Genomic DNA, 19,179 nt, shown 5'->3' on the forward strand with positions numbered 1-19,179 from the left:
AATATCATCTAATTATTATAAATTAAAGTAATTACTTAAATGGTGTTAATTTGCCTATTTAAAGCTTAATAGTATATATTCAAAATTAGCGTAAATAAAGGCAAATTAAATATTTAAAATATTAGTAAATTTATACTATAGATTTATAAGCAATGTGAAAAATTATTAATTATTAAAATAGTAAAAAAGAAACTTTTTATAAGTTTATTGCTAATAAATATTGATGATATTTTATTTTTTATATTAATTTTATTACAAATTCTCTAATTCAAAATACCATAAAATCGTGATTTTTTATATATTATAATTTTTATCTTATGAGATTATAAAAAAAATAATATTTGACTTATAATGTAATTTAGAATAATATTTTGCTATTAATTTTTTATTTTAAGAAAAAAATAAAGATTAATACCAAAATTCTTATTTAAAGGAGTTTTATATGAATGAAGAAAAATTCAATAGGCGAGATTTCATAAAATCAGCTACTATTGGTGTTGGTGCAGTAGCAGCTAGCACAAGCCCTGTATCAATTATGGCAAGTGAGCTTAAAAAAAGTGGTAAAAATACCTCACTACCAAGCGTAGATGTTTTAGTTATCGGCTCTGGTGGTGCTGGTCTTAGAGCTGCTGTTGCGGTTAGAAAAAATCATCCAAATTTAAATGTTGTAGTAGTTAATAAAGGTATGCCATCACGAAATGCAACCTGTATGGCTGAAGGTGGGATTAATGGTGTGATTGATTTTGAAAATGGTGACTCAAACAAATTACACGCGTATGATACTGTTAAAGGTAGTGATTTTTTAGGCGATCAAGATGTAATTATTAAATTTGCCGAAAAAGCAACTGAAGCAATTCACGAACTTGATTATGCAGGAATGCCTTTTAATAGACAACAAGATAAAACGGTTGCAAGGCGTTTTGCTGGTGGTGCAAAATATGAACGCTGTAATTATGCAGCCGATAAAACAGGTTCTATTATGATGCACACCTGTCTTGATGAAGCCATTACAAATGGTGTTAATTTCTTGCTTGACCATTACTTACTTGATATTGCGATTGATAATAATGAGTGCGAAGGTGTAGTTCTTTTAAATATGCAAACAGGAGATGTAGTGCCTGTATTAGCAAAATCAGTGGTTCTAGCAACAGGTGGTTATACTCGTGTGTTTTATAACCGCACTTCAACCCCATTTAATGCTAGTGGAGATGGAATTGCTGCAGCACTTAGAGCTGGACTTGCGTTTAAAGACCCTGAAATGCTTCAATTTCACCCAACAGGAGTTAGAAATGGTGGTGCATTAATTACTGAAGCGGCAAGAGGTCTTGGTGGAAAATTAATTAATAATAAAGGCGAACGCTTTATGAGTAAATACTCAAATCGCCTTGAGCTTGCTCCAAGAGATATTGTTTCTCGTTCAATTGAAAGTGAAATTCGTTTAGGCAATGGATTTGGAGAAGGAATGGGTTCTTATGTTCTTTTAGATGTTACACATTTAGGTGAAGAACAAATTATGAATGAATTACCACAAATTCGTCATATTGGACTTTTATTTGAAGGTATAGATTTAGTAAAAGAACCAATTAAAATTCGTCCAACAGCACACTATTCAATGGGTGGTATAGAAATTGCAAAATTTGATGATATGAGTACTCATTTAGCAGGACTTTTTGCTGCAGGTGAGACAAGTTGTGCTTCAATTCACGGAGCAAATCGTCTAGGTGGAAATAGCTTAGCTGATGCGGCAGTTACAGGCAAACTTGCAGGTGAGGGTGCAGGTGAGTATGCAAATAAAAGACAAAATTATGGCTCTGGCAAACACGCTGAAGAATTAGCTCAAAAATGGAGAATTAAGCTAAAAGATATAACAAGTGGCAATTCAAAACCTAACGAGCTTTATGATTTAAGAGAAGAATTTGGACAATACAACTGGGATAATATGGGAATTTATAGAACAGGAGAAAAGCTTGAAAAACATATAAAAATCCTAGATGAGATTTGGGCTAAATATAATAATCTTAAAATTTCAAACCCAAATATGTTCTATAACACCGCTTTAATTGAGTATTTAGAATTTGGAAATCTTATTCTTTTAGCAAGATGTGCTTGTCTTGGTGCATTAAATAGAAAAGAAAGCCGTGGGGCTCATACTAGAGAAGATTATCCAACAAGAGATGATGAGAATTTCTTAAAACATAGCCTTGTTACTTTAAAAGATGACAAATTAAGCCTTAGTTATAAAGATGTAGTTATTACAGAATTTAAACCTGAAGAAAGGAAATACTAATGAAAATTTTAATTGACCGCTTTAATGGAGTTGATAAATTTGTTCAAGCATATGATTTAAGTATAGATGAAGTAAAGGGAAAAACGCTTTTAGCCTTATTACAACATATAAAACGCACTCAAGATATTTCACTAAATTTTACTTCGGCTTGTCGTATGGCAATTTGTGGTGCTTGTGGTGTGCGTGTGAATGGGCATTCATACCTTGCTTGTGATACTAAAATGGATGATTTATTAAAAGAATATGACAATCCTGAAAGCTTAAAAATCTCTCCTTTGGCAAATTTTAAAGTTCTTTCGGATTTAGTTGTAGATTGGGAGCCAAGTATTGAGAATTTAAGAAAAATAAAACCAACTATAACACCAAAAGAAGCCTTTTCTGATAAAAAAGGTTGCGTGCAAACTCAAGCTGAAGTTGATGCTATTAAAAAACAATGGGATTGTATTTTATGTGGTTGTTGTGCTAGTGAATGTAATAAACTTGAAGCTGATTCAAGTGATTATATGGAACCATTTGTATTTACTCACGCATTTCGTGCTGCTTATGATTCACGCTCAAAAGATGCTTTAAAACACTTAAAACCATCTATTGCAAATGGTCTTTGGATGTGCGTTCATTGTCAAGAGTGTGCTGACCGCTGTCCTAAAGGAATTAGTGCTGCTGATGATATAGCAATGCTAAGAGTAATGGCTATGAAAAAAGGTTTAAAAGATGGCACAGGACCAGCTCACGCAGAAGCATTCTTAAAAGACTTAGAAGATACAGGTAGATTAAATGAGATTTATTTAGCACTTCGCTCTGAAGGTGTTTTAGCAAATACTACAAAAATAGATATTGCGTACAATCTAATGAAAGCAGGTAAGATGAATCCATTACATATTTTTGGTGATGAAGAAATTGAAGGTCATGAAGATTTAGTAAAAATGATTGAAGCAGCTAGAGCTGCTAATAAGGAGTAAGTTATGCAACAAAAAGATTTCGCTTTTTTCCCTGGCTGTGTTTTAAGTCAAGCAGCTAAAGAATCAAAAATGTCATTAGAAGCAATAGCTCCAATACTAGGTATAACTTTACACGAGATTAAGGGTTGGAGTTGCTGTGGTGCATCTCAAGCACAAGATGTAGACCCAATAGCAGCACTTGTAGCAAATGCTAGAAATATAGCATTAGCTGAGAATATGAATATGCCAATGCTAACAACCTGTAGCACTTGTATGCTAACTTTAACTCGTGCAAAAACTGCTTTAGATAAAGGTGCAAAAGACCGCATAAATGAATATTTAGCAAAAGGTAATATGAAATATCAAGGAAATAATGAAATAACAAGCCTTTTATGGATTTTGTATGAGAATTTAGATACCTTAAAATCAAAAGTTGTTAAGCCACTTTCAAATCTAAAAGTAGCTTTATTTTATGGTTGTCATAGTATTCGCCCTGAAAAATCATATAACGCAAAAGAAAGTTCAACTAATCCAAAAAGCTTTGAAGCTGTAGTTAGTGCGCTTGGTGCGACAATAGTTCCATTTGAAAAACGCTTAGATTGCTGTGGTTTTCACGCTAGTTATCCAGCAGTAAAATCGGTGCAAAAAATGTCATCTCAAATTGTTGGTAGTGCTGATAAAAATGGTGCTGATTGCGTTGTTACACCTTGTCCGCTTTGCCAAATGCAGCTTGATATTTACCAAGAACGCTATCAAGATGCAATGGGTTCTGAAATTAGAAAGCCAATAATTCATCTTTCTCAATTAGTAGGATTAGCACTTGGTCTTAGCAACGAACAATTAGGACTTGATTTAAATATAATTGATGCTACAAAATTAGCATAATTTTAGGGGCTAAGCCCCTAATTCTTTTGCCATTTTTATAAACTCAAGCTCTAAATGTGAGAGTTTTTTATCTTTTTTATAAGCTATAACTAATGTTTTAATTAAATTATTATCTTTTATATTAAATAATTTTATTTTATCTTTTTTATCATCTTTTATTAATTCTCTAATAGTAAAAGTAGCACCAACACCGCTTGCTACTATTGAATTTGCAATATCAAAAGTCTCAGTTTCGCATAAAATTTTAGGAATAAATTCATTGTTTTTAAACATTAAATCAATATCTAATCTACTTCTTTGAGAAGATTTTGGCAGAATAAATTTCTCATTTTTTAGTTCTTTGATTGATATTTCTGGCAATTCTTTATTTTTATATTTTAAAGATAATTCGTGTAAAGATGGCAGTGCTAGAAAAACATTGCTGCTTTTTATTATTTCATATTTTAAATATTTTATATCAAGTGGTAACACTAGCATTCCAAGGTCAATTTCATCATCATAAATCATTTGTTTGATTTTAAGCGTTGAAAAGATTTGAGAAATTTTAATACTAGCATCACTAAAACGCTTGCAAAATTGTGGCAAGAGATTTGGAATCATATTATAGCCATTTTGTAAGAATGCTATACGAATTTTGCCAGTTTTGGCATTGTTTAGTGCTGAAATTTCAGTATCAAGCTCTGCTATCATATCTTTTATTAGATTTGCTTTTTTTAAATATATTTCTCCTGCTTCGGTTAAAGATATTGGATTTGTGCTTCTATTAAAAAGCGTGGTTTTTAGCTCATTTTCTAATGCAAAAATACTTTGAGATAATGATGGTTGCGGTATTTTAAGCTCATTTGCAGCCTTTGTAAAGCTTTGTAATTTTGCTACTTTTAAAAATAGTTGCATATGTCTAAAATTCATCTTTTATCCTAATTTAAATTCTTTATTTTTCATATAAATATTTTATATGTTATTTGGTAATAAAATAAAAAATAGCTTTATAAAATTTTTTACTTTTAAAATTTAAATAGATAATATTTATTATAAGATTTTAAAACAAGGTAAAAATGATTATTCTAGCGTGGGTAATACCTGAATATAAGTAAAATAGCAAAAATAATATGCTAAATAATATTGACATTACAACAAATTCTGCTTTAGATTAATATATCTTGTAAGAATATTTTAAAGCAAATTGAAGCTGTATTTTATGGTTTTCATATTATATAAATTTATATAATTTTTAAAGATGAATTATTTAGTAAAGCAATTGTTTTAAATTCTTATTTTGTAAAAATCAAAATAAGAATTTAAATAAGCATTATAAACCTAATTGAATTTCTTTAGAATATAAATATCCTAAATGATTGGTGTTATTTAAGGTTATTATTTTTGCTAAATCATTAGATATTTCAAGGACATTAATACAAGTATTATCTTGAGTAATATTCCAAAATGAGCTAAGTGGTGCATTTAATAAATGAGAAATGATTACCTTATTTACTGCATCGTGAGCGAAAACTGCAATTGTTTTTCCATCGTATTTTGTAATATAATCGTTTATTGCAAGTTTTACTCTATTTAAAATATCTTCTAAGCTTTCTCCATTAGGCATTTTTACTAAATGTGGGGTTTGCTTCCATTTTTTTAATAAATCTTGTTCTATTTCACTTGATAATTTACCTTCCCAAGTTCCGTGATTTATCTCTAATAATCTTTCATCTTTTAAAACTTCTTTATTGTGAAATTTAGCACTTTCACAAGCTGTTTCATAAGCTCTTTTTAAAGGACTTGCTATAAAAAAATCAATTTGTATATTTTTTAAAGCAAGGGCTAATTTCTTAGCTTGCTCCTTGCCTAAATCACTTAAATCAGTATCAATTTGACCTTGATATCTACCTTCTTTATTCCAATTAGTTTGTCCGTGTCTAAGTAGTATTAGATTAATCATCGCAAATCTCACTGCAATCAATTATCTTAACTCCATGAACTCCAGCTAATTCACAAAGTTTTTTATAATCTGTTTTTAATGGTTTTTTATTAATACTAATTGCCATTATGTTTTCACCACTTGTATTTGTTTTGCTAACTTGCATACTTAAAATATTTATTCCTGCTTCGCCTAAAATAGTTCCAATTTGTCCTATCATACCAGGCACATTATCGTGTGGCACTAACAATAATACTCCACTTGGTTCAAATTTAATATCATATTCATCAATACCACTAACATAAGCACTCTTATCGCTCATTAAAGCTCCTCTTATTTCGTGCTCACCTAATTCGCTTACTATTTTTACTTTTATTTGATTATTTACTTCATCACTTTTTTGCTCAATTAAGCTTATTCCTCTATTTTGAGCTAGAATTGGTGCATTAACCATATTTACTTTTTCTTGCAATATAGAATTTAATAATCCACATAACATTACTTGGCTTAAAGCTCTAGTGTCAAGCTCTTTAAAGGCATTTGAATATTCAATGAAAACTTGTTTAATTGCTGAATTGCTAACTTCACACGCAATAAATCCTAATGCTTTTACTAGATTAAAATAAGGCTTAATTTTATTTAGCATTTCAGGGCTAACTGGCACAGCATTTAAAGCACTAGCAACCATTTGACCATTTAACGCTTCTTTAATAGCAATTGCCACATCAACTGCAACTCCTTCTTGAGCTTCTATTGTAGATGCACCTAAATGCGGTGTTAAAACCACATTTTTTAAAGTTGTAATCTCGTGGTTTCCTAATGGCTCATTAGCAAAAACATCAAGAGCAGCTCCTGCAATATCTTTATTTTTTAAAGCATTTGTTAAATCATCAAGATTAATACATTCACCCCTTGCTGCATTTATAATTCTTACACCTTTTTTCATTTTGGCTATGCTATTTTTATTTATCATTTCTTTTGTTTCATCTGTTAATGGAAGGTGTAATGTAATAAAATCAGCTTCAGCATAAACTTCATCTAATTCACATTTTTTAACTTGTAAATGAATAGCTCTTTCGTTGCTAAGATATGGGTCATACGCAATTACTTTCATACCAAATGCTTGCGCTCTACTAGCAACACCAGCACCAATTCTACCTAAACCTAAAACCCCTAAAGTTTTATCTTTTAATTCAAGTCCTAAAAAGCTTTTTCTATCCCAAATACCATTTACTACGCTAGCATGTGCGTTAGGTATCATTCTAGCAAGGCTTAACATTAGTGCAAAAGTATGTTCTGTAGCTGCGTTTGTATTACCATTTGGTGCATTTACTACTATTATTCCTTTTTTTGTAGCTGCTTTTATATCTATATTATCAACACCAACTCCAGCTCTACCAATTACTTTTAATCTATGAGCGTGTTCTAATACTTTTTCTGTAATTTTTGTAGCACTTCTTAAAATAACTGCATCATAATCACCAATTATTTTTAGCAATTCTTCTTCGCTAATTTTAGGATATTCACTTACTTTGCAATCTTTTTCTAAAATTTTAGTAGCTAAATCGCTAACTCCATCTAAAACTAAAATCTTGTTCATCTACTCTCCTTTAAATAAAAGCTTTATTCTAGCAATTATTTTAAAGGATTGATTAATTAATTTGTTTTAAGTCGGTATTTTTAATATCTTAATTCAAATTCTTTAGAATTTCTTGAGTATAAATAGCATCATCAACACTTGCTAAAAGCCCTAAATCATTTGTCTTGATATAATTAATAAACTCATCTTGCTCTTTTGCTAGGCTTGAATGAGCTTGAAGTGTTATTGTAGTTTCATCTTTAATTAATTTTGAGTTTAAAAAGTCTAATTCATAGCTTGATACATTTGTATTTATAAAGGCTTTTCTAATCCTACTATTAAATTCCCAAGAAGCTAAAATATCAAGATTATTAGAATTTAGCTTAATTTGCGTGCAAGGATTATTTGTGCGATTTATTTTAAAACTAGCCTTTATCCCAAAGAAATTTGCTAAATCCAAATCATGCACACAAAGGTCTAAATCAACCCCAACATCACTAATTCTAGCTGGTTTTTTAGATGCTCTTATAAAACTTGCATATTTTATTTCTTCGTTTTTGATATGTTTTAAAAACTCAAGGCTTACAGGATTAAATCTCTCACAAAAGCCAACTGCTACATTCACTCCACTATTTTTAATAGCTAAAGCTTCATCAAGGCTAAATGATAATGGTTTTTCTATTAGAATAAAATTGATTTTATCTTTAATCTTAGAAAATACTTCATAATGATATTTAGTCGGAACAACTATTATCGCTCCATCAATATCATTTTTTAACAATTCATCTAAATTAGAAAAATACTTATCATCATCAATCCAATCAGGCTTAATTAAATCAAAGCAATATAAATTTATATCCTTTTTACAAAGTTCGGTGTAGTGGTTTTTACCCATTACACCAAGACCTATTAATGCTATATTCATTAAAAGCCTTCTTTATCTAAAGTATTATTTAATTCATTTAAAAGTGCGATTTTTTCCCATTGAGTATTCATATCAATTTCATTACCTTCTTCTGTAGAGCTAAAACCACATTGGGTGCTAAACTCAATTTGTTTTGTATCTAAGAAATTAGCTGCTTCTTTTGCTCTTTTAATTAGAGTTTGAATACTTGGATTTTCCTTAGTTTTAGTAGTTAAAAGTCCAATTACTACTATTTGATTTTTAATATATTTTAATGGTTCAAAATCTCCTGACCTATCATCATCAAATTCTAAAAAGAATTTATTTATATTAAGATTTGCAAATAATTCGCTAGCAACTTTGCTATATCCACCACTAGCACTAAAATGGCTTCTATAATTACCCCTACATATATGTATTGCACTTGTGATTGTTTTTGGCATAGTTGCTAGGCTTTTGTTTAAATACTCTACATATTCTTTAGTGCAATCATCGGCGTTATAGTTGTTTTTGATTAGATTTGCTCTAAAATCTTCATCACAAAACGAGCCAAAGCTAACATCATCAAGTTGTAAATAAACTCCGCCTAATTTTTCAAATTCTAAATAAAAATCAGCATAGGCTTTTAAAATATCTTCTTTTAATTTTGCATAATCTTTTCCGTAGTATTCAAATTCTACATTAAATCCACCACGGATAAATAACATATATAAAAGCATTGATGGGCTAGGAATTGTTAATTTTAAGCGATTTGTATCAATGCCTAATTCTTTTGCAATGTTTACTAAACTTGCAAAATCTTTTAAGAAAGGATGGTCTTTACATTCTATTTTATTAGTTATTTTAATACCTTCAGCTCTTGTTTCTATACCTTTAAAAACATAGCCTTTTTCTTTAATAATTTTGCTAATTCCACTAAATCCCCAATAAAAATCTAAATGCCACCAAGAGCGTCTAAATTCTCCATCACTTAGATAATAAACATTGTTTTTATCACACTCAATGAGTAGTTCTTTTATGCACTCATCTTCAATAGCTCTTAATTCGTCTTTACTGATTTTTGCGTTTGCATAATCACTTCTTGCAGCTTTTAATTTGGCTGGTCTTAAGAATGAACCTACTTGATCTAATCTTCTCATTTATTCTCCTTTATTAAAAATTTCAATGATTTTTTCTTGGTCTAGTGTATCTAAAAATGCAGAAAATGGCAAAGATAAAATCTCATTCGTTACATTTTCGCATACTTTAAAATCACTTGCTTTATAATCTAAATATTTAAAGCAAGGTTGCGAATATAGCGCTATTGGATAATGAATTGCGGTTGGGATATTGTTTTCACTTAGTTTTTTTACTACTAAATCTCTATTTTTAACCCTTACGCTATATTGAGCCCAAACGCTCTTATATCCTGGTTTTACCTTAGGTGTAATGCAGTTTTTAAGGTTTTTTGTATAAATGTTAGCAATTTCGTTTCTTTTAGCAATTTCTTCATCAAAATATTTTAATTTTACATTTAAAACTGCAGCTTGTATGCTATCAAGTCTTGCATTTAAGCCTATTATTTCGTGTTTATATCTCATTTCGCTTCCGTGATTTATAAGTAATTTTACTTTTTTTGCTAATTCATCGTTATTTGTAAAGATAGCCCCACCATCTCCATAGCATCCAAGTGGTTTTGAAGGGAAAAAACTTGTAGTGCTAATATCGGCAATATTACAAGAGATATTGCCTAAATCATCTTTTGCACCAAAGCTTTGAGCCGCATCTTCAATCAAGTATAAATTATGTTTTTTACATATATTTTTTATGGAATTTAAATCAGGCATTTGACCAAAAATTGAAACTGCCAAAATAGCCTTAGTCTTAGGTGTAATTAGGCTTTCAATTTTGCTTATATCAAGGTTATAATCTACTTCGCTTATATCAACAAAAACAGGTTTAGCTTTAATTAAAGCTATCATTTCAGAACTTGCAATGAAAGTAAAAGGAGTTGTAATTATCTCATCACCTTCTTTAATCCCTAAAGCTTTTAATGCTACATATAAAGCCGTAGTTCCGTTTGAGCATGAATATGCGTATTTTGCTTTTGTATAATTTGCTAGATTACTTTCAAGTAAAGCAACTTCATTTCCACCTATAAAACTTGTATTATTTAATATATTTTGAATTCTTTCATCTATTTCGTTTTTGTATTTTAAATATTGAGATTTTAAATCACAGAATGCTAACATTGATTATCCTTAAAAAATAAAAGGCTAATTGTATTTGCTTTCATTTAATACATAATTATTTAAGGCTTTATTGTAATCTTTATAATAAGCTTTTTTAAAATATAAATTTATAAAAATTATTTAAAATGATATTGAATGTGATAAAATAGGATATTTAAAAGCTTTTATTTATAAACAAGTAGCAAATACTCAAAAACTATAGCTAGTAATAAATCTATTTATTAATAAAATATTTGAATTATTAAATAATCTTATTTTATAGTATTTTATTATTATTGGAATTTAGGTGCTAGAGTTTTAAAAGTTAGTCTATATAAAAGGATAAAAATGAATGAATTAGAAAAGGTGCAAATTAGTTTGCCAATAATTTTAGATTTTGTATTCTATAGCGTATTAATGCTAGGAATTGGGTTTTATTTTTGGAAGAAAAATAAAACTTCAGAAGATTATTTTATAGGCGATAAAGGTATGGGTCCTATAGTATCAGCACTTAGTGCTGGAGCGTCTGATATGAGTGGTTGGCTTCTTATGGGATTACCAGGGGCTGTTTTATTATATGGCTTAGGTAAAACTTATATAGCAATAGGGCTTAGTATTGGTGCTTTAATTAATTGGATGTTTGTTGCTAAAAGGCTTAGAATTTATACTGATGTTAGAAAAGATTGTATAACTATTCCTGATTATTTTGAGACTAGATTTAGCGATGATAGTCATACCTTAAGAATAATTTGTGCTATTGTGATTTTAATATTTTTTACTATTTATATATCTAGTGGTTTAGTAGCTGGTGGAAAGCTTTTTGAAGAATTATTTTCAGTTAAATACGAACAAGCAGTAATTACAGGAACTATATTAATAGTTGTTTATACTTTCGTTGGCGGATATAAGGCAGTTTGTTGGACTGATTTGATACAAGGCTTATTGATGATGGGAGCTTTAATTATTGTTCCATTGGTTATGATTAATGAAATAGGCGGATTTAGCGAAGCTATTAATATAATAATTAAGCTTGGAGAAGAAAGTCAAAAAGATTATATTTCTATGAGTAAAAATCTAACTTTAGTAGGGATAATTAGTTCTTTAGCTTGGGGACTTGGATATTTTGGTCAGCCACACATAATAGTAAGGTTTATATCTATAAAAAGCACAAAAGACATTCCAATTGCTACTTTTGTAGGTATTTCTTGGATGGTAATTAGCTTAATTGGAGCTATTTTAATAGGATTTATTGGTATAGCTTATTTATATAAGTTTAATATAGACTTATTAGATAAGGATAGAATTTTTATAGTAACTAGCCAATTATTATTTAATCCTTGGATTTCTGGAATTTTATTAAGTGCGATTTTAGCAGCGATTATGAGCACAGCTAGTTCGCAATTATTAGTATCTAGCTCAACTTTAGCAGAAGATTTTTATAGAAAAATTTTTAATAAAGGTGCTCCTGCTAAGATAGTAATGAGAGTTTCAAGACTTAGTGTTTTGGTTGTTGCTATTGTTGCTTTTATAATTTCTGCTGATAAAAATACTAGTATTATTGATATTGTTGGATATGCTTGGGCTGGTTTTGGTGCTTCTTTTGGTAGTGTGATAATTTTTTCTTTATTTTGGAAAAATATGAGTAGATTAGGTGCGATTTTAGGTATGAGTTTTGGTGCTTTAGGAGTGATTTTATGGGAGCATATTGATTATTTTAATATTGCAAAAGAAGGTATATTTGAACTTTATTCAATAATACCAGGATTTTTACTAGCTTCAGTATTTATAATAATAGGCTCAATGATACAGCCAGTAAGACAAGGAACAAAAAAAGCTTATGATGATATGCTAACTAAATTAAAGCTCTAAAAATTAGAGCTTTATTATCTTTAGTTTAAAACCTTTTTGATATGATTTAAAAAATTTTCAAGGATATAAAAATGGATATAAGAAAAGAATTTTTAGAGTTTTTTGCTAGTAAAGGTCATGAAATTACCCCATCAAGCCCACTTGTGCCTGATGATGCGACTTTGCTTTTTGCAAATGCAGGAATGGTTCCTTTTAAGAGTATTTTTACAGGTGAAGTGCCACGCCCAAATCCACCTAGAAAAACAAGCTGTCAAACTTGTATTCGTGCAGGTGGAAAGCACAATGACTTAGATAATGTTGGTTATACTGCAAGACATCATACATTTTTTGAAATGTTAGGAAATTTCTCTTTTGGTGATTATTTTAAAGAACAAGCTATTGCTTATGCTTGGGAATTTGTAACTGAGATTATAAAATTACCTAAAGATAGGCTTTATGTAACTGTTCATGAAAACGATGATGAAGCTTATAATATGTGGCAAAAACATATTGCAAAAGAACGCATTTATAAATTTGGAGATAAAGATAATTTCTGGCAAATGGGTGATACTGGCCCATGTGGTCCTTGTAGTGAGATTTTTTACGACCAAGGTGAAGAAAATTTTAAAAGCGATGAAGATTATATGGGTGGAGATGGAGATAGATTCCTTGAGATTTGGAATTTAGTTTTTATGCAGTTTGAAAAACACCCTGATGGAACTATGACAAAACTACCAAAACCTAGCATTGATACAGGTATGGGACTTGAGCGTGTAAGTGCTATTAAAGAAGGAAAATTTAGCAATTTTGATAGCTCATTATTTATGCCAATAATTGAAAAAATCGCAAGTTTAGCAAACCTAAAATATGAATATAAAAGTGGAGCAAGCTTTAGAGTAATTGCTGATCATATTCGTTCAGCTACATTTTTACTAGCTCAAGGCGTAACATTTGATAAAGAAGGTAGAGGATATGTTTTACGCCGTATCGTAAGAAGAGCTTTAAGACACGGATATTTACTAGGATTTAAAAGTGCATTTATGTATAAATTAGTAGATATTGTTTGTGAATTAATGGGAGAGCATTATACATATTTAAATGAGAAAAAATCTTTTGTAAAAGAGCAATTATTAAGCGAAGAAGAGAGATTTTTAAATACTATTGAAAATGGAATGAGTATTTTTAATGAAGAGCTTAAAAATACTAAAAATGTTTTTAGTGGAGAAGTTGCGTTTAAATTATATGATACTTATGGCTTTCCACTTGATTTAACTCTTGACATGTTAAGAGAAAAAAATCTTAAAATTGATGAAGACAAATTCAATGAACTAATGGCTAAGCAAAGAGAATTAGCTAAAGCAAATTGGAAAGGTAGTGGGGATAAAGCAACTCACGGAGATTTTAAAGAATTATTAGATAAATTTGGTGTAAATGAGTTCGTTGGATATGAAAATACTGAAATTAAAGCAAAATTATTAGCTGTTTTAGATGAAGAATTTAAAATTGGAATTAAAAGCAAAAAAGCTTGGCTAATGTTTGATAAAACTCCACTTTATGCAACAAGTGGTGGGCAAAATTACGATTTAGGTAGTATTTATAAAAATGATAAATTAGTTGCAAATGTGCTTGAAGTTGAGAAATTTTTTGATATTAATTTAGCTTTAGTTGAAATTGTAGGTGATTTTAATGTAAATGATGAATTATTAATCAAAATTGATACCGAAAGAAGAGCAGAAATCGCAAGACATCATAGTGCTACTCACTTGCTTCATTATGCGTTAAGAAAGGTTTTAGGAGAAAATGCAACTCAAGCAGGTTCATTTGTAGATTTTAATAGAATTAGATTTGATTTTAATTTTACCCGTGCATTAAATGAAGATGAGCTAAAGCAAATTAGTGATATTGTAAATGATATGATTTATAAAGCTACAAATTCAAATATTCAAATAACTGATATTGAAAGTGCAAAAAAATGTGGTGCAATGGCGCTTTTTGATACAAAATATGGCGATAAAGTAAGGGTATTAACTTTAGGAGATAGCATTGAGCTTTGTGGTGGAACTCATGTTAGCAATACTTCAGTAATTGGCGATTTTATAATATTAAAAGAAAGCGGAGTAAGTGCTGGTGTTAGAAGAATTGAAGCAATAGCAAGTAAGGCTGCTAAAGAATACTCAAGGAATTTGATTGCGGAATTTGAAAATATCAAAAAAAGTCTAAAAACAAATGATATTTTAAAGAGTTTTGAGAATTTAAAAAATGAAATAAAAGAACTAAAAGACGCTTTAAAAAATGGTGCTAATAATTTAAATAGCGAGATTATTAACGGCGTTAATGTTTGCGTTAGTGAATATAACGGGCTTGATATTAAATCTGGTATAGATGAGTTTAAAAATAAATTTGATAAAGCTGTTATTGTTTTAATCACTTGCAAAGACGATAAAGTAAGCATTGCGGTTGGCTCAAAAAATACTAGCGTTAAGGCTGGAAATTTAGCTAAGATTGTAGCTCAATTTTTAGGCGGAAATGGCGGCGGTAGAGATGATTTTGCTACTGCTGGTGCAAAAGATATTAGTAAAATCAACGAAGCTTTAGCTTTAGCAAAAGACGAAATCAAGAAGGTAATATGCTAGGGCTTGATAGCTTAGTTTTACCTTATATACATTTATTAGCTGGTATTTGCTTTATTGGTCTTCATTTAGGCATTAGAGCAAATGCTGGTTTTTATTTATGTGAAGATGAAGAGAATTTACAAAAAGCACTAAGGATATTAAAAAAGCAGCTTTATGCGTTTTTTGTTTTAATGGCTGTTATGGCTTTTAGTGCTATATATGTAATGATTAATAATAGTTCTGACCCATTGTTTAATACTTTAGCATCTACGCAATGGTCGCTTTATGCTTTTGCTACTTTAAATTTATTATATATTTATTATCAATTTATTTTATGTGAGAAAGAAAAAGAAAATAAATTATTAGTTTGTAATGAAAAAATAGCTTTAATTGTTTATTATTTTATCCCGTTAAATATTTTGATTTCTTGTATTGGTGTGCTATTTGCTTTACTCATTAGCACTATGATTTAAGGAGATTTTTTGAAATACATTATTTATTTTATAGCTGTTTGTGGAATTTTAGGCTGTGTTGTTTTAGGATATTTTTTAAATGTTGTTGAAAATAAAGATATTGATTATAAGGAATTTGATTTAGACCTTACAACTCAATTTTATGATAGAAATGGCACTTTACTTGCAAATGTTTTTAACGAAAATAGAGCTTATGCTAGATTTGAAGAAATTCCACCAAGACTAATTGAAGCATTAATTGCTATTGAAGATACGAGTTTTTTTGAACACGAAGGAATTAATATTGATGCTATTTTTAGAGCAATTATTAAAGATATTCAAAAAGGTCGCTTAGCAGAAGGTGCTTCAACTCTTACTCAACAACTTGTGAAAAATCATTATTTAACAAGTGAAAAAAGCATTAAAAGAAAAATAAATGAAGCAATAATTAGTTATGAAATTGAAAAAAATCTAACAAAAGAACAAATATTAGAAAGATATTTAAACTTTATATTTTTAGGGCATGGATATTATGGGATTAAAACAGCTGCTGCTGGGTATTTTCATAAGGAATTAAACGAACTTAGCCTTAAAGAAATGGCTATGCTAGTTGGCTTACCAAAAGCTCCTAGCACATATGATCCTACAAAAAGAATTGATTTATCGCTTTCAAGAGCTAATGCGGTTTTAAAAAGAATGTATGATTTAGGCTGGATTAGTGAAGCTGAGTATAAACAAAATGTAGCTTTAAAACCAATTGTTTATGATGAGAGTTTAACTCAAAATAAAGCTCCTTATGTAATAGATGAAGCTATTAGACAATTACAAGCTATGGGAATTGAAGACATTAAAACAGGTGGTTATAGAGTTGAACTTAGTGTTGATTTGAATACTCAAAAAATAGCTGAAGAAGCTATTAAGTTCGGATATGATGAACTTATCAAAAGAGATAAAGATATAGATTTAAACCAAATCAATGGAGCTATGATAGTTACAGAGCCTAGTAGTGGGGATATTTTAGCTTTAGTTGGTGGGGTTGATTATTATAAAAGTAATTTTAATCGTGCTACTATGAGTAATCGCCAAGTGGGTTCAAGCTTTAAGCCATTTGTATATCTTACAGCTTTAAATCTTGGCTATTCACCTGCTAGCGAGATTGCTGATATTGCGAGAGTATTTGAAACTCGTGATGCACAGGGTAAGAAAATGATTTGGAAGCCTAAAAATTATGGAAAAGATTTTAATGGTTTAATCACTCTTAAAGAAGCACTTACAAAAAGTAGAAACCTAGCTACAATTAACTTATTACTTGATACTAGCCTTAGTTTTGTTCATCAAACAATTACTAAATTTGGTTTTACAAATGTTCCACAAGATTTATCAATAGGATTAGGTTCTTTTGGTGTTAGTCCTTATAATTACGCTGAACTTTATAGCATTATTTCAAATTATGGAACAAAACAACCTATTAGATTGATTACAAAAGTTACTGATAAATTTGGTAATGAAATTGAATTAAAAACCAAAGAAGCAGAAGAATTTGTAAAACCTGAACAAGCTTATTTAATGATTGATATGATGAAAAATGTTGTCGCAGCCGGAACTGGTGGTGCAGCAAGAATTGCAGGACTTGAAGTAGCTGGAAAAACAGGGACATCAAATAAAAGTATAGACGCTTGGTTTGTAGGTTTTACGCCTAGTATTCAAGTAATAACTTGGTATGGTAATGATAATAATAAGCCTATGAAATATTATGAAGGTGGTGCTAGAACGGCTGCTCCTGTATTTAGATATTTTATGCAAAAATATTTAGCAGAAAATCCAAATATTAAAAGAACTTTTGATATACCAAAAGGCGTTGAAAAAAGAGTAATTGATGGTAAAACTTGGTTTTATACAGACAAATCACCTTTACCAAAAGCAAGTAGAAATGATATATTAAAACAACAAGAAGAAGATGGATTGATGTTTTAAGGAGATTAAATGAATATTTATAATAAACATATAAGAAGTTGCTTAAAAAGAAAGCATGAATTTTTATCATTATTTGAACCAAAGCCAAAGGATATAAATCCTTGGGCTTTTATAAGAGCATATAATGAAATAGAAACTATTAATATTACCTTAAATACAATAGTTGGGGGGGGGTATTACAAGAGGAATTCTAGGCTATCACTTAGATGAATTTGGTAAAGATGATGGAACTAGTGAAGTAATTAAACAATTTTGCAAAAATAATCCAAATTTTACTCCTTTAGAGTATCCTTACAAAGTAATTCCTGCAGGGAAAGAAAAATATAAACAAAAAATATCAAAAGAATTTAGACTTGATACTTATTATAATTTTGTGCTTAATAAAATTCCACTTAATAATTGGTTGATTAAAATTGATTGTGACCATATTTATAATGAGATTGCATTAAGTAAAGCCTTGTTACAGCCAAAAAACATTATTGATAGTATTTATTTGCCTGCTCTTAATATGCATTATAGTGATGGTAAATTATATTTTTTAAAGAATTTTTATAAAGTAGGAGATGATCATTGGGTATTAAACAAAGATAAGTATACCCATTTTTATATGGATTATAATCAAGGTTATGAGTCTTTGTATTCTTTAAATAAATGGAAAAAAGCAGAAAATATAATAAGTCTTCATTTTCCGTTAATGAAAAAATCTCGTATTCATTTAGCAAATGAAGATAATTTAATTCCTTATGATGAATTTGATTTTTCACAATTAAAAATGACAGAGATTGATAAAGAATTTATTTTAAACAAAGAAAAAATTTTAAGTTATTTTAATTCCTAAGTATTTTAAATTCTAATTCAATTTAAAATCTAGGATTTAATTATATATTACTATCAAATATATAGCTATATTTTATAAAGTTAAAATATTAAATTATTCACTTATTTTAAACTTTTATAATTTTTAAGAAAATATATCAAAATAGTAGCAAAACTAGGGATTAAAAATGCAAAATTTAAAAAAGTTAAAAAACTAATATAATCAATTCCGTATCCATATTTTATAAATTTTATATCAGGCGGGAATATAAATGCTATAAAAATTAAAAAACAAATAGTTATAAGCCTAAAAATTAAAGATTTTTTATTTAATTTTATATTAAGATTTGTAGAATTTGTATTAAAAATCATAATAATAACATATAAAATAAATATTAATATTATATAAAATACCCCAAAAAATACAAGTAAAACAAATAAAGGTATCAAAAATAAACCAGCATAAAATAACCAAGATTTACAAGAATTTGCCTTATAAATAAGACTTAAAAATAATATGCTAAAAAATGGTAGTATCAATATATCTATAAAATATGCTTGAAAAGTAAAAATACTTTTAATTACTCCCATTTTAAACATTAAAAAACCAAAAAATATATAAGAGCTTAAAATTAAAAGTAAAATGCCCCAAAATTTAAAAAAATCTGCTGTGCTTAAACTTGCATTATAATTTAATAAAAATATATTTAAAAGAGTTTTTAAAAATATATTTTTAAACATTTTTATCCTTTAGAT

Annotated in this window: 16 protein-coding genes; 9 read left to right on the forward strand and 7 right to left on the reverse strand. The window is 28.9% G+C overall.

From position 1 onward, the window contains the following. Positions 1-442: 442 nt before the first annotated feature. The 3 genes from sdhA to sdhE are packed head-to-tail and all read left to right on the forward strand — an operon-like array spanning position 443 to position 4,110. Positions 443-2,287 (forward strand): 8-methylmenaquinol:fumarate reductase flavoprotein subunit, encoded by a 1,845-nt coding sequence (gene sdhA, locus AVBRAN9331_RS03245; protein ID WP_214142699.1) that lies wholly within the window; start codon positions 443-445, stop codon positions 2,285-2,287. Beyond that, positions 2,287-3,246, forward strand: coding sequence for an 8-methylmenaquinol:fumarate reductase iron-sulfur subunit (gene sdhB / locus AVBRAN9331_RS03250; protein WP_214117140.1), 960 nt, complete (start codon positions 2,287-2,289; stop codon positions 3,244-3,246). Before sdhA ends, sdhB begins: the two co-directional genes overlap by 1 nt. Positions 3,247-3,249: 3 nt before the next feature. Continuing rightward, positions 3,250-4,110, forward strand: coding sequence for an 8-methylmenaquinol:fumarate reductase membrane anchor subunit (sdhE, locus tag AVBRAN9331_RS03255; protein ID WP_214142701.1), 861 nt, complete (start codon positions 3,250-3,252; stop codon positions 4,108-4,110). A gap of 9 nt (positions 4,111-4,119) precedes the next feature. Here sdhE and AVBRAN9331_RS03260 read toward each other — a convergent pair whose 3' ends face one another. From AVBRAN9331_RS03260 to AVBRAN9331_RS03285, 6 genes are all read right to left on the reverse strand, one after another. Further along, a complete protein-coding gene (locus AVBRAN9331_RS03260; RefSeq protein WP_336612385.1) occupies positions 4,120-5,019 on the reverse strand; it encodes a LysR family transcriptional regulator in 900 nt (299 codons plus the stop codon). A gap of 400 nt (positions 5,020-5,419) precedes the next feature. Next, the gene (locus AVBRAN9331_RS03265; protein ID WP_336612386.1) at positions 5,420-6,061 is read right to left on the reverse strand and encodes a histidine phosphatase family protein; all 642 of its coding nucleotides are present in this window, start codon (positions 6,059-6,061) and stop codon (positions 5,420-5,422) included. Continuing rightward, on the reverse strand, positions 6,042-7,628 hold the full coding sequence (gene serA / locus AVBRAN9331_RS03270; protein ID WP_214117130.1) for a phosphoglycerate dehydrogenase: 1,587 nt from the start codon (positions 7,626-7,628) through the stop codon (positions 6,042-6,044). The genes AVBRAN9331_RS03265 and serA overlap by 20 nt, the downstream gene beginning before the upstream one ends. Before the next feature lie 88 nt (positions 7,629-7,716). Beyond that, positions 7,717-8,532, reverse strand: a complete 816-nt coding sequence (locus AVBRAN9331_RS03275) for a Gfo/Idh/MocA family protein (RefSeq protein ID WP_336612387.1) — start codon at positions 8,530-8,532, stop codon at positions 7,717-7,719. Then, a complete protein-coding gene (locus tag AVBRAN9331_RS03280) occupies positions 8,532-9,650 on the reverse strand; it encodes a 5-methyltetrahydropteroyltriglutamate--homocysteine S-methyltransferase (protein ID WP_214117126.1) in 1,119 nt (372 codons plus the stop codon). The genes AVBRAN9331_RS03275 and AVBRAN9331_RS03280 overlap by 1 nt, the downstream gene beginning before the upstream one ends. Beyond that, a complete protein-coding gene (locus AVBRAN9331_RS03285; RefSeq protein ID WP_239803562.1) occupies positions 9,651-10,742 on the reverse strand; it encodes a DegT/DnrJ/EryC1/StrS family aminotransferase in 1,092 nt (363 codons plus the stop codon). 327 nt (positions 10,743-11,069) lie between these two features. Here AVBRAN9331_RS03285 and putP point away from each other — a divergent pair, with 327 nt between their 5' ends. The 6 genes from putP to AVBRAN9331_RS03315 all read left to right on the forward strand — a co-directional run bounded on the left by putP (position 11,070) and on the right by AVBRAN9331_RS03315 (position 18,445). Then, the gene (gene putP / locus AVBRAN9331_RS03290; protein WP_214150494.1) at positions 11,070-12,590 is read left to right on the forward strand and encodes a sodium/proline symporter PutP; all 1,521 of its coding nucleotides are present in this window, start codon (positions 11,070-11,072) and stop codon (positions 12,588-12,590) included. Positions 12,591-12,661: 71 nt separating this feature from the next. Continuing rightward, positions 12,662-15,202, forward strand: coding sequence for an alanine--tRNA ligase (alaS, locus tag AVBRAN9331_RS03295; RefSeq protein WP_336612388.1), 2,541 nt, complete (start codon positions 12,662-12,664; stop codon positions 15,200-15,202). Then, positions 15,196-15,654 carry a hypothetical protein gene (locus AVBRAN9331_RS03300; RefSeq protein ID WP_214117112.1) on the forward strand — a complete coding sequence of 153 codons (459 nt, stop codon included), beginning with the start codon at positions 15,196-15,198 and terminating at the stop codon, positions 15,652-15,654. The genes alaS and AVBRAN9331_RS03300 overlap by 7 nt, the downstream gene beginning before the upstream one ends. 9 nt (positions 15,655-15,663) lie before the next feature. Next, the gene (locus AVBRAN9331_RS03305) at positions 15,664-17,607 is read left to right on the forward strand and encodes a transglycosylase domain-containing protein (protein ID WP_214150496.1); all 1,944 of its coding nucleotides are present in this window, start codon (positions 15,664-15,666) and stop codon (positions 17,605-17,607) included. A 9-nt stretch (positions 17,608-17,616) separates the two neighbouring features. After that, positions 17,617-17,817 carry a hypothetical protein gene (locus AVBRAN9331_RS03310; RefSeq protein ID WP_214119818.1) on the forward strand — a complete coding sequence of 67 codons (201 nt, stop codon included), beginning with the start codon at positions 17,617-17,619 and terminating at the stop codon, positions 17,815-17,817. Next, positions 17,771-18,445: a hypothetical protein gene (locus AVBRAN9331_RS03315; protein WP_336612389.1), complete on the forward strand. Its 675-nt coding sequence runs from the start codon at positions 17,771-17,773 to the stop codon at positions 18,443-18,445. Before AVBRAN9331_RS03310 ends, AVBRAN9331_RS03315 begins: the two co-directional genes overlap by 47 nt. 101 nt (positions 18,446-18,546) lie before the next feature. Here the strand turns inward: AVBRAN9331_RS03315 and AVBRAN9331_RS03320 are convergent, their stop codons facing one another. Then, on the reverse strand, positions 18,547-19,164 hold the full coding sequence (locus AVBRAN9331_RS03320; RefSeq protein WP_336612390.1) for a hypothetical protein: 618 nt from the start codon (positions 19,162-19,164) through the stop codon (positions 18,547-18,549). Between the last annotated feature and the right edge of the window lie 15 nt (positions 19,165-19,179).

The organism is Campylobacter sp. RM9331 (assembly GCF_020137685.1).
Classification (GTDB): domain Bacteria; phylum Campylobacterota; class Campylobacteria; order Campylobacterales; family Campylobacteraceae; genus Campylobacter_E.

Bases quoted from the DNA above. Each gene is read 5' to 3' on its own strand.
- AVBRAN9331_RS03320 (WP_336612390.1), bottom strand. From the start codon at position 19,164: ATGTTTAAAAATATATTTTTAAAAACTCTTTTAAATATATTTTTATTA.
- sdhA (WP_214142699.1), top strand. From the start codon at position 443: ATGAATGAAGAAAAATTCAATAGGCGAGATTTCATAAAATCAGCTACT.
- AVBRAN9331_RS03300 (WP_214117112.1), top strand. From the start codon at position 15,196: ATGCTAGGGCTTGATAGCTTAGTTTTACCTTATATACATTTATTAGCT.
- AVBRAN9331_RS03280 (WP_214117126.1), bottom strand. From the start codon at position 9,650: ATGAGAAGATTAGATCAAGTAGGTTCATTCTTAAGACCAGCCAAATTA.
- alaS (WP_336612388.1), top strand. From the start codon at position 12,662: ATGGATATAAGAAAAGAATTTTTAGAGTTTTTTGCTAGTAAAGGTCAT.
- serA (WP_214117130.1), bottom strand. From the start codon at position 7,628: ATGAACAAGATTTTAGTTTTAGATGGAGTTAGCGATTTAGCTACTAAA.
- AVBRAN9331_RS03310 (WP_214119818.1), top strand. From the start codon at position 17,617: ATGAATATTTATAATAAACATATAAGAAGTTGCTTAAAAAGAAAGCAT.
- sdhE (WP_214142701.1), top strand. From the start codon at position 3,250: ATGCAACAAAAAGATTTCGCTTTTTTCCCTGGCTGTGTTTTAAGTCAA.
- sdhB (WP_214117140.1), top strand. From the start codon at position 2,287: ATGAAAATTTTAATTGACCGCTTTAATGGAGTTGATAAATTTGTTCAA.
- AVBRAN9331_RS03260 (WP_336612385.1), bottom strand. From the start codon at position 5,019: ATGAATTTTAGACATATGCAACTATTTTTAAAAGTAGCAAAATTACAA.
- AVBRAN9331_RS03275 (WP_336612387.1), bottom strand. From the start codon at position 8,532: ATGAATATAGCATTAATAGGTCTTGGTGTAATGGGTAAAAACCACTAC.
- AVBRAN9331_RS03285 (WP_239803562.1), bottom strand. From the start codon at position 10,742: ATGTTAGCATTCTGTGATTTAAAATCTCAATATTTAAAATACAAAAAC.
- putP (WP_214150494.1), top strand. From the start codon at position 11,070: ATGAATGAATTAGAAAAGGTGCAAATTAGTTTGCCAATAATTTTAGAT.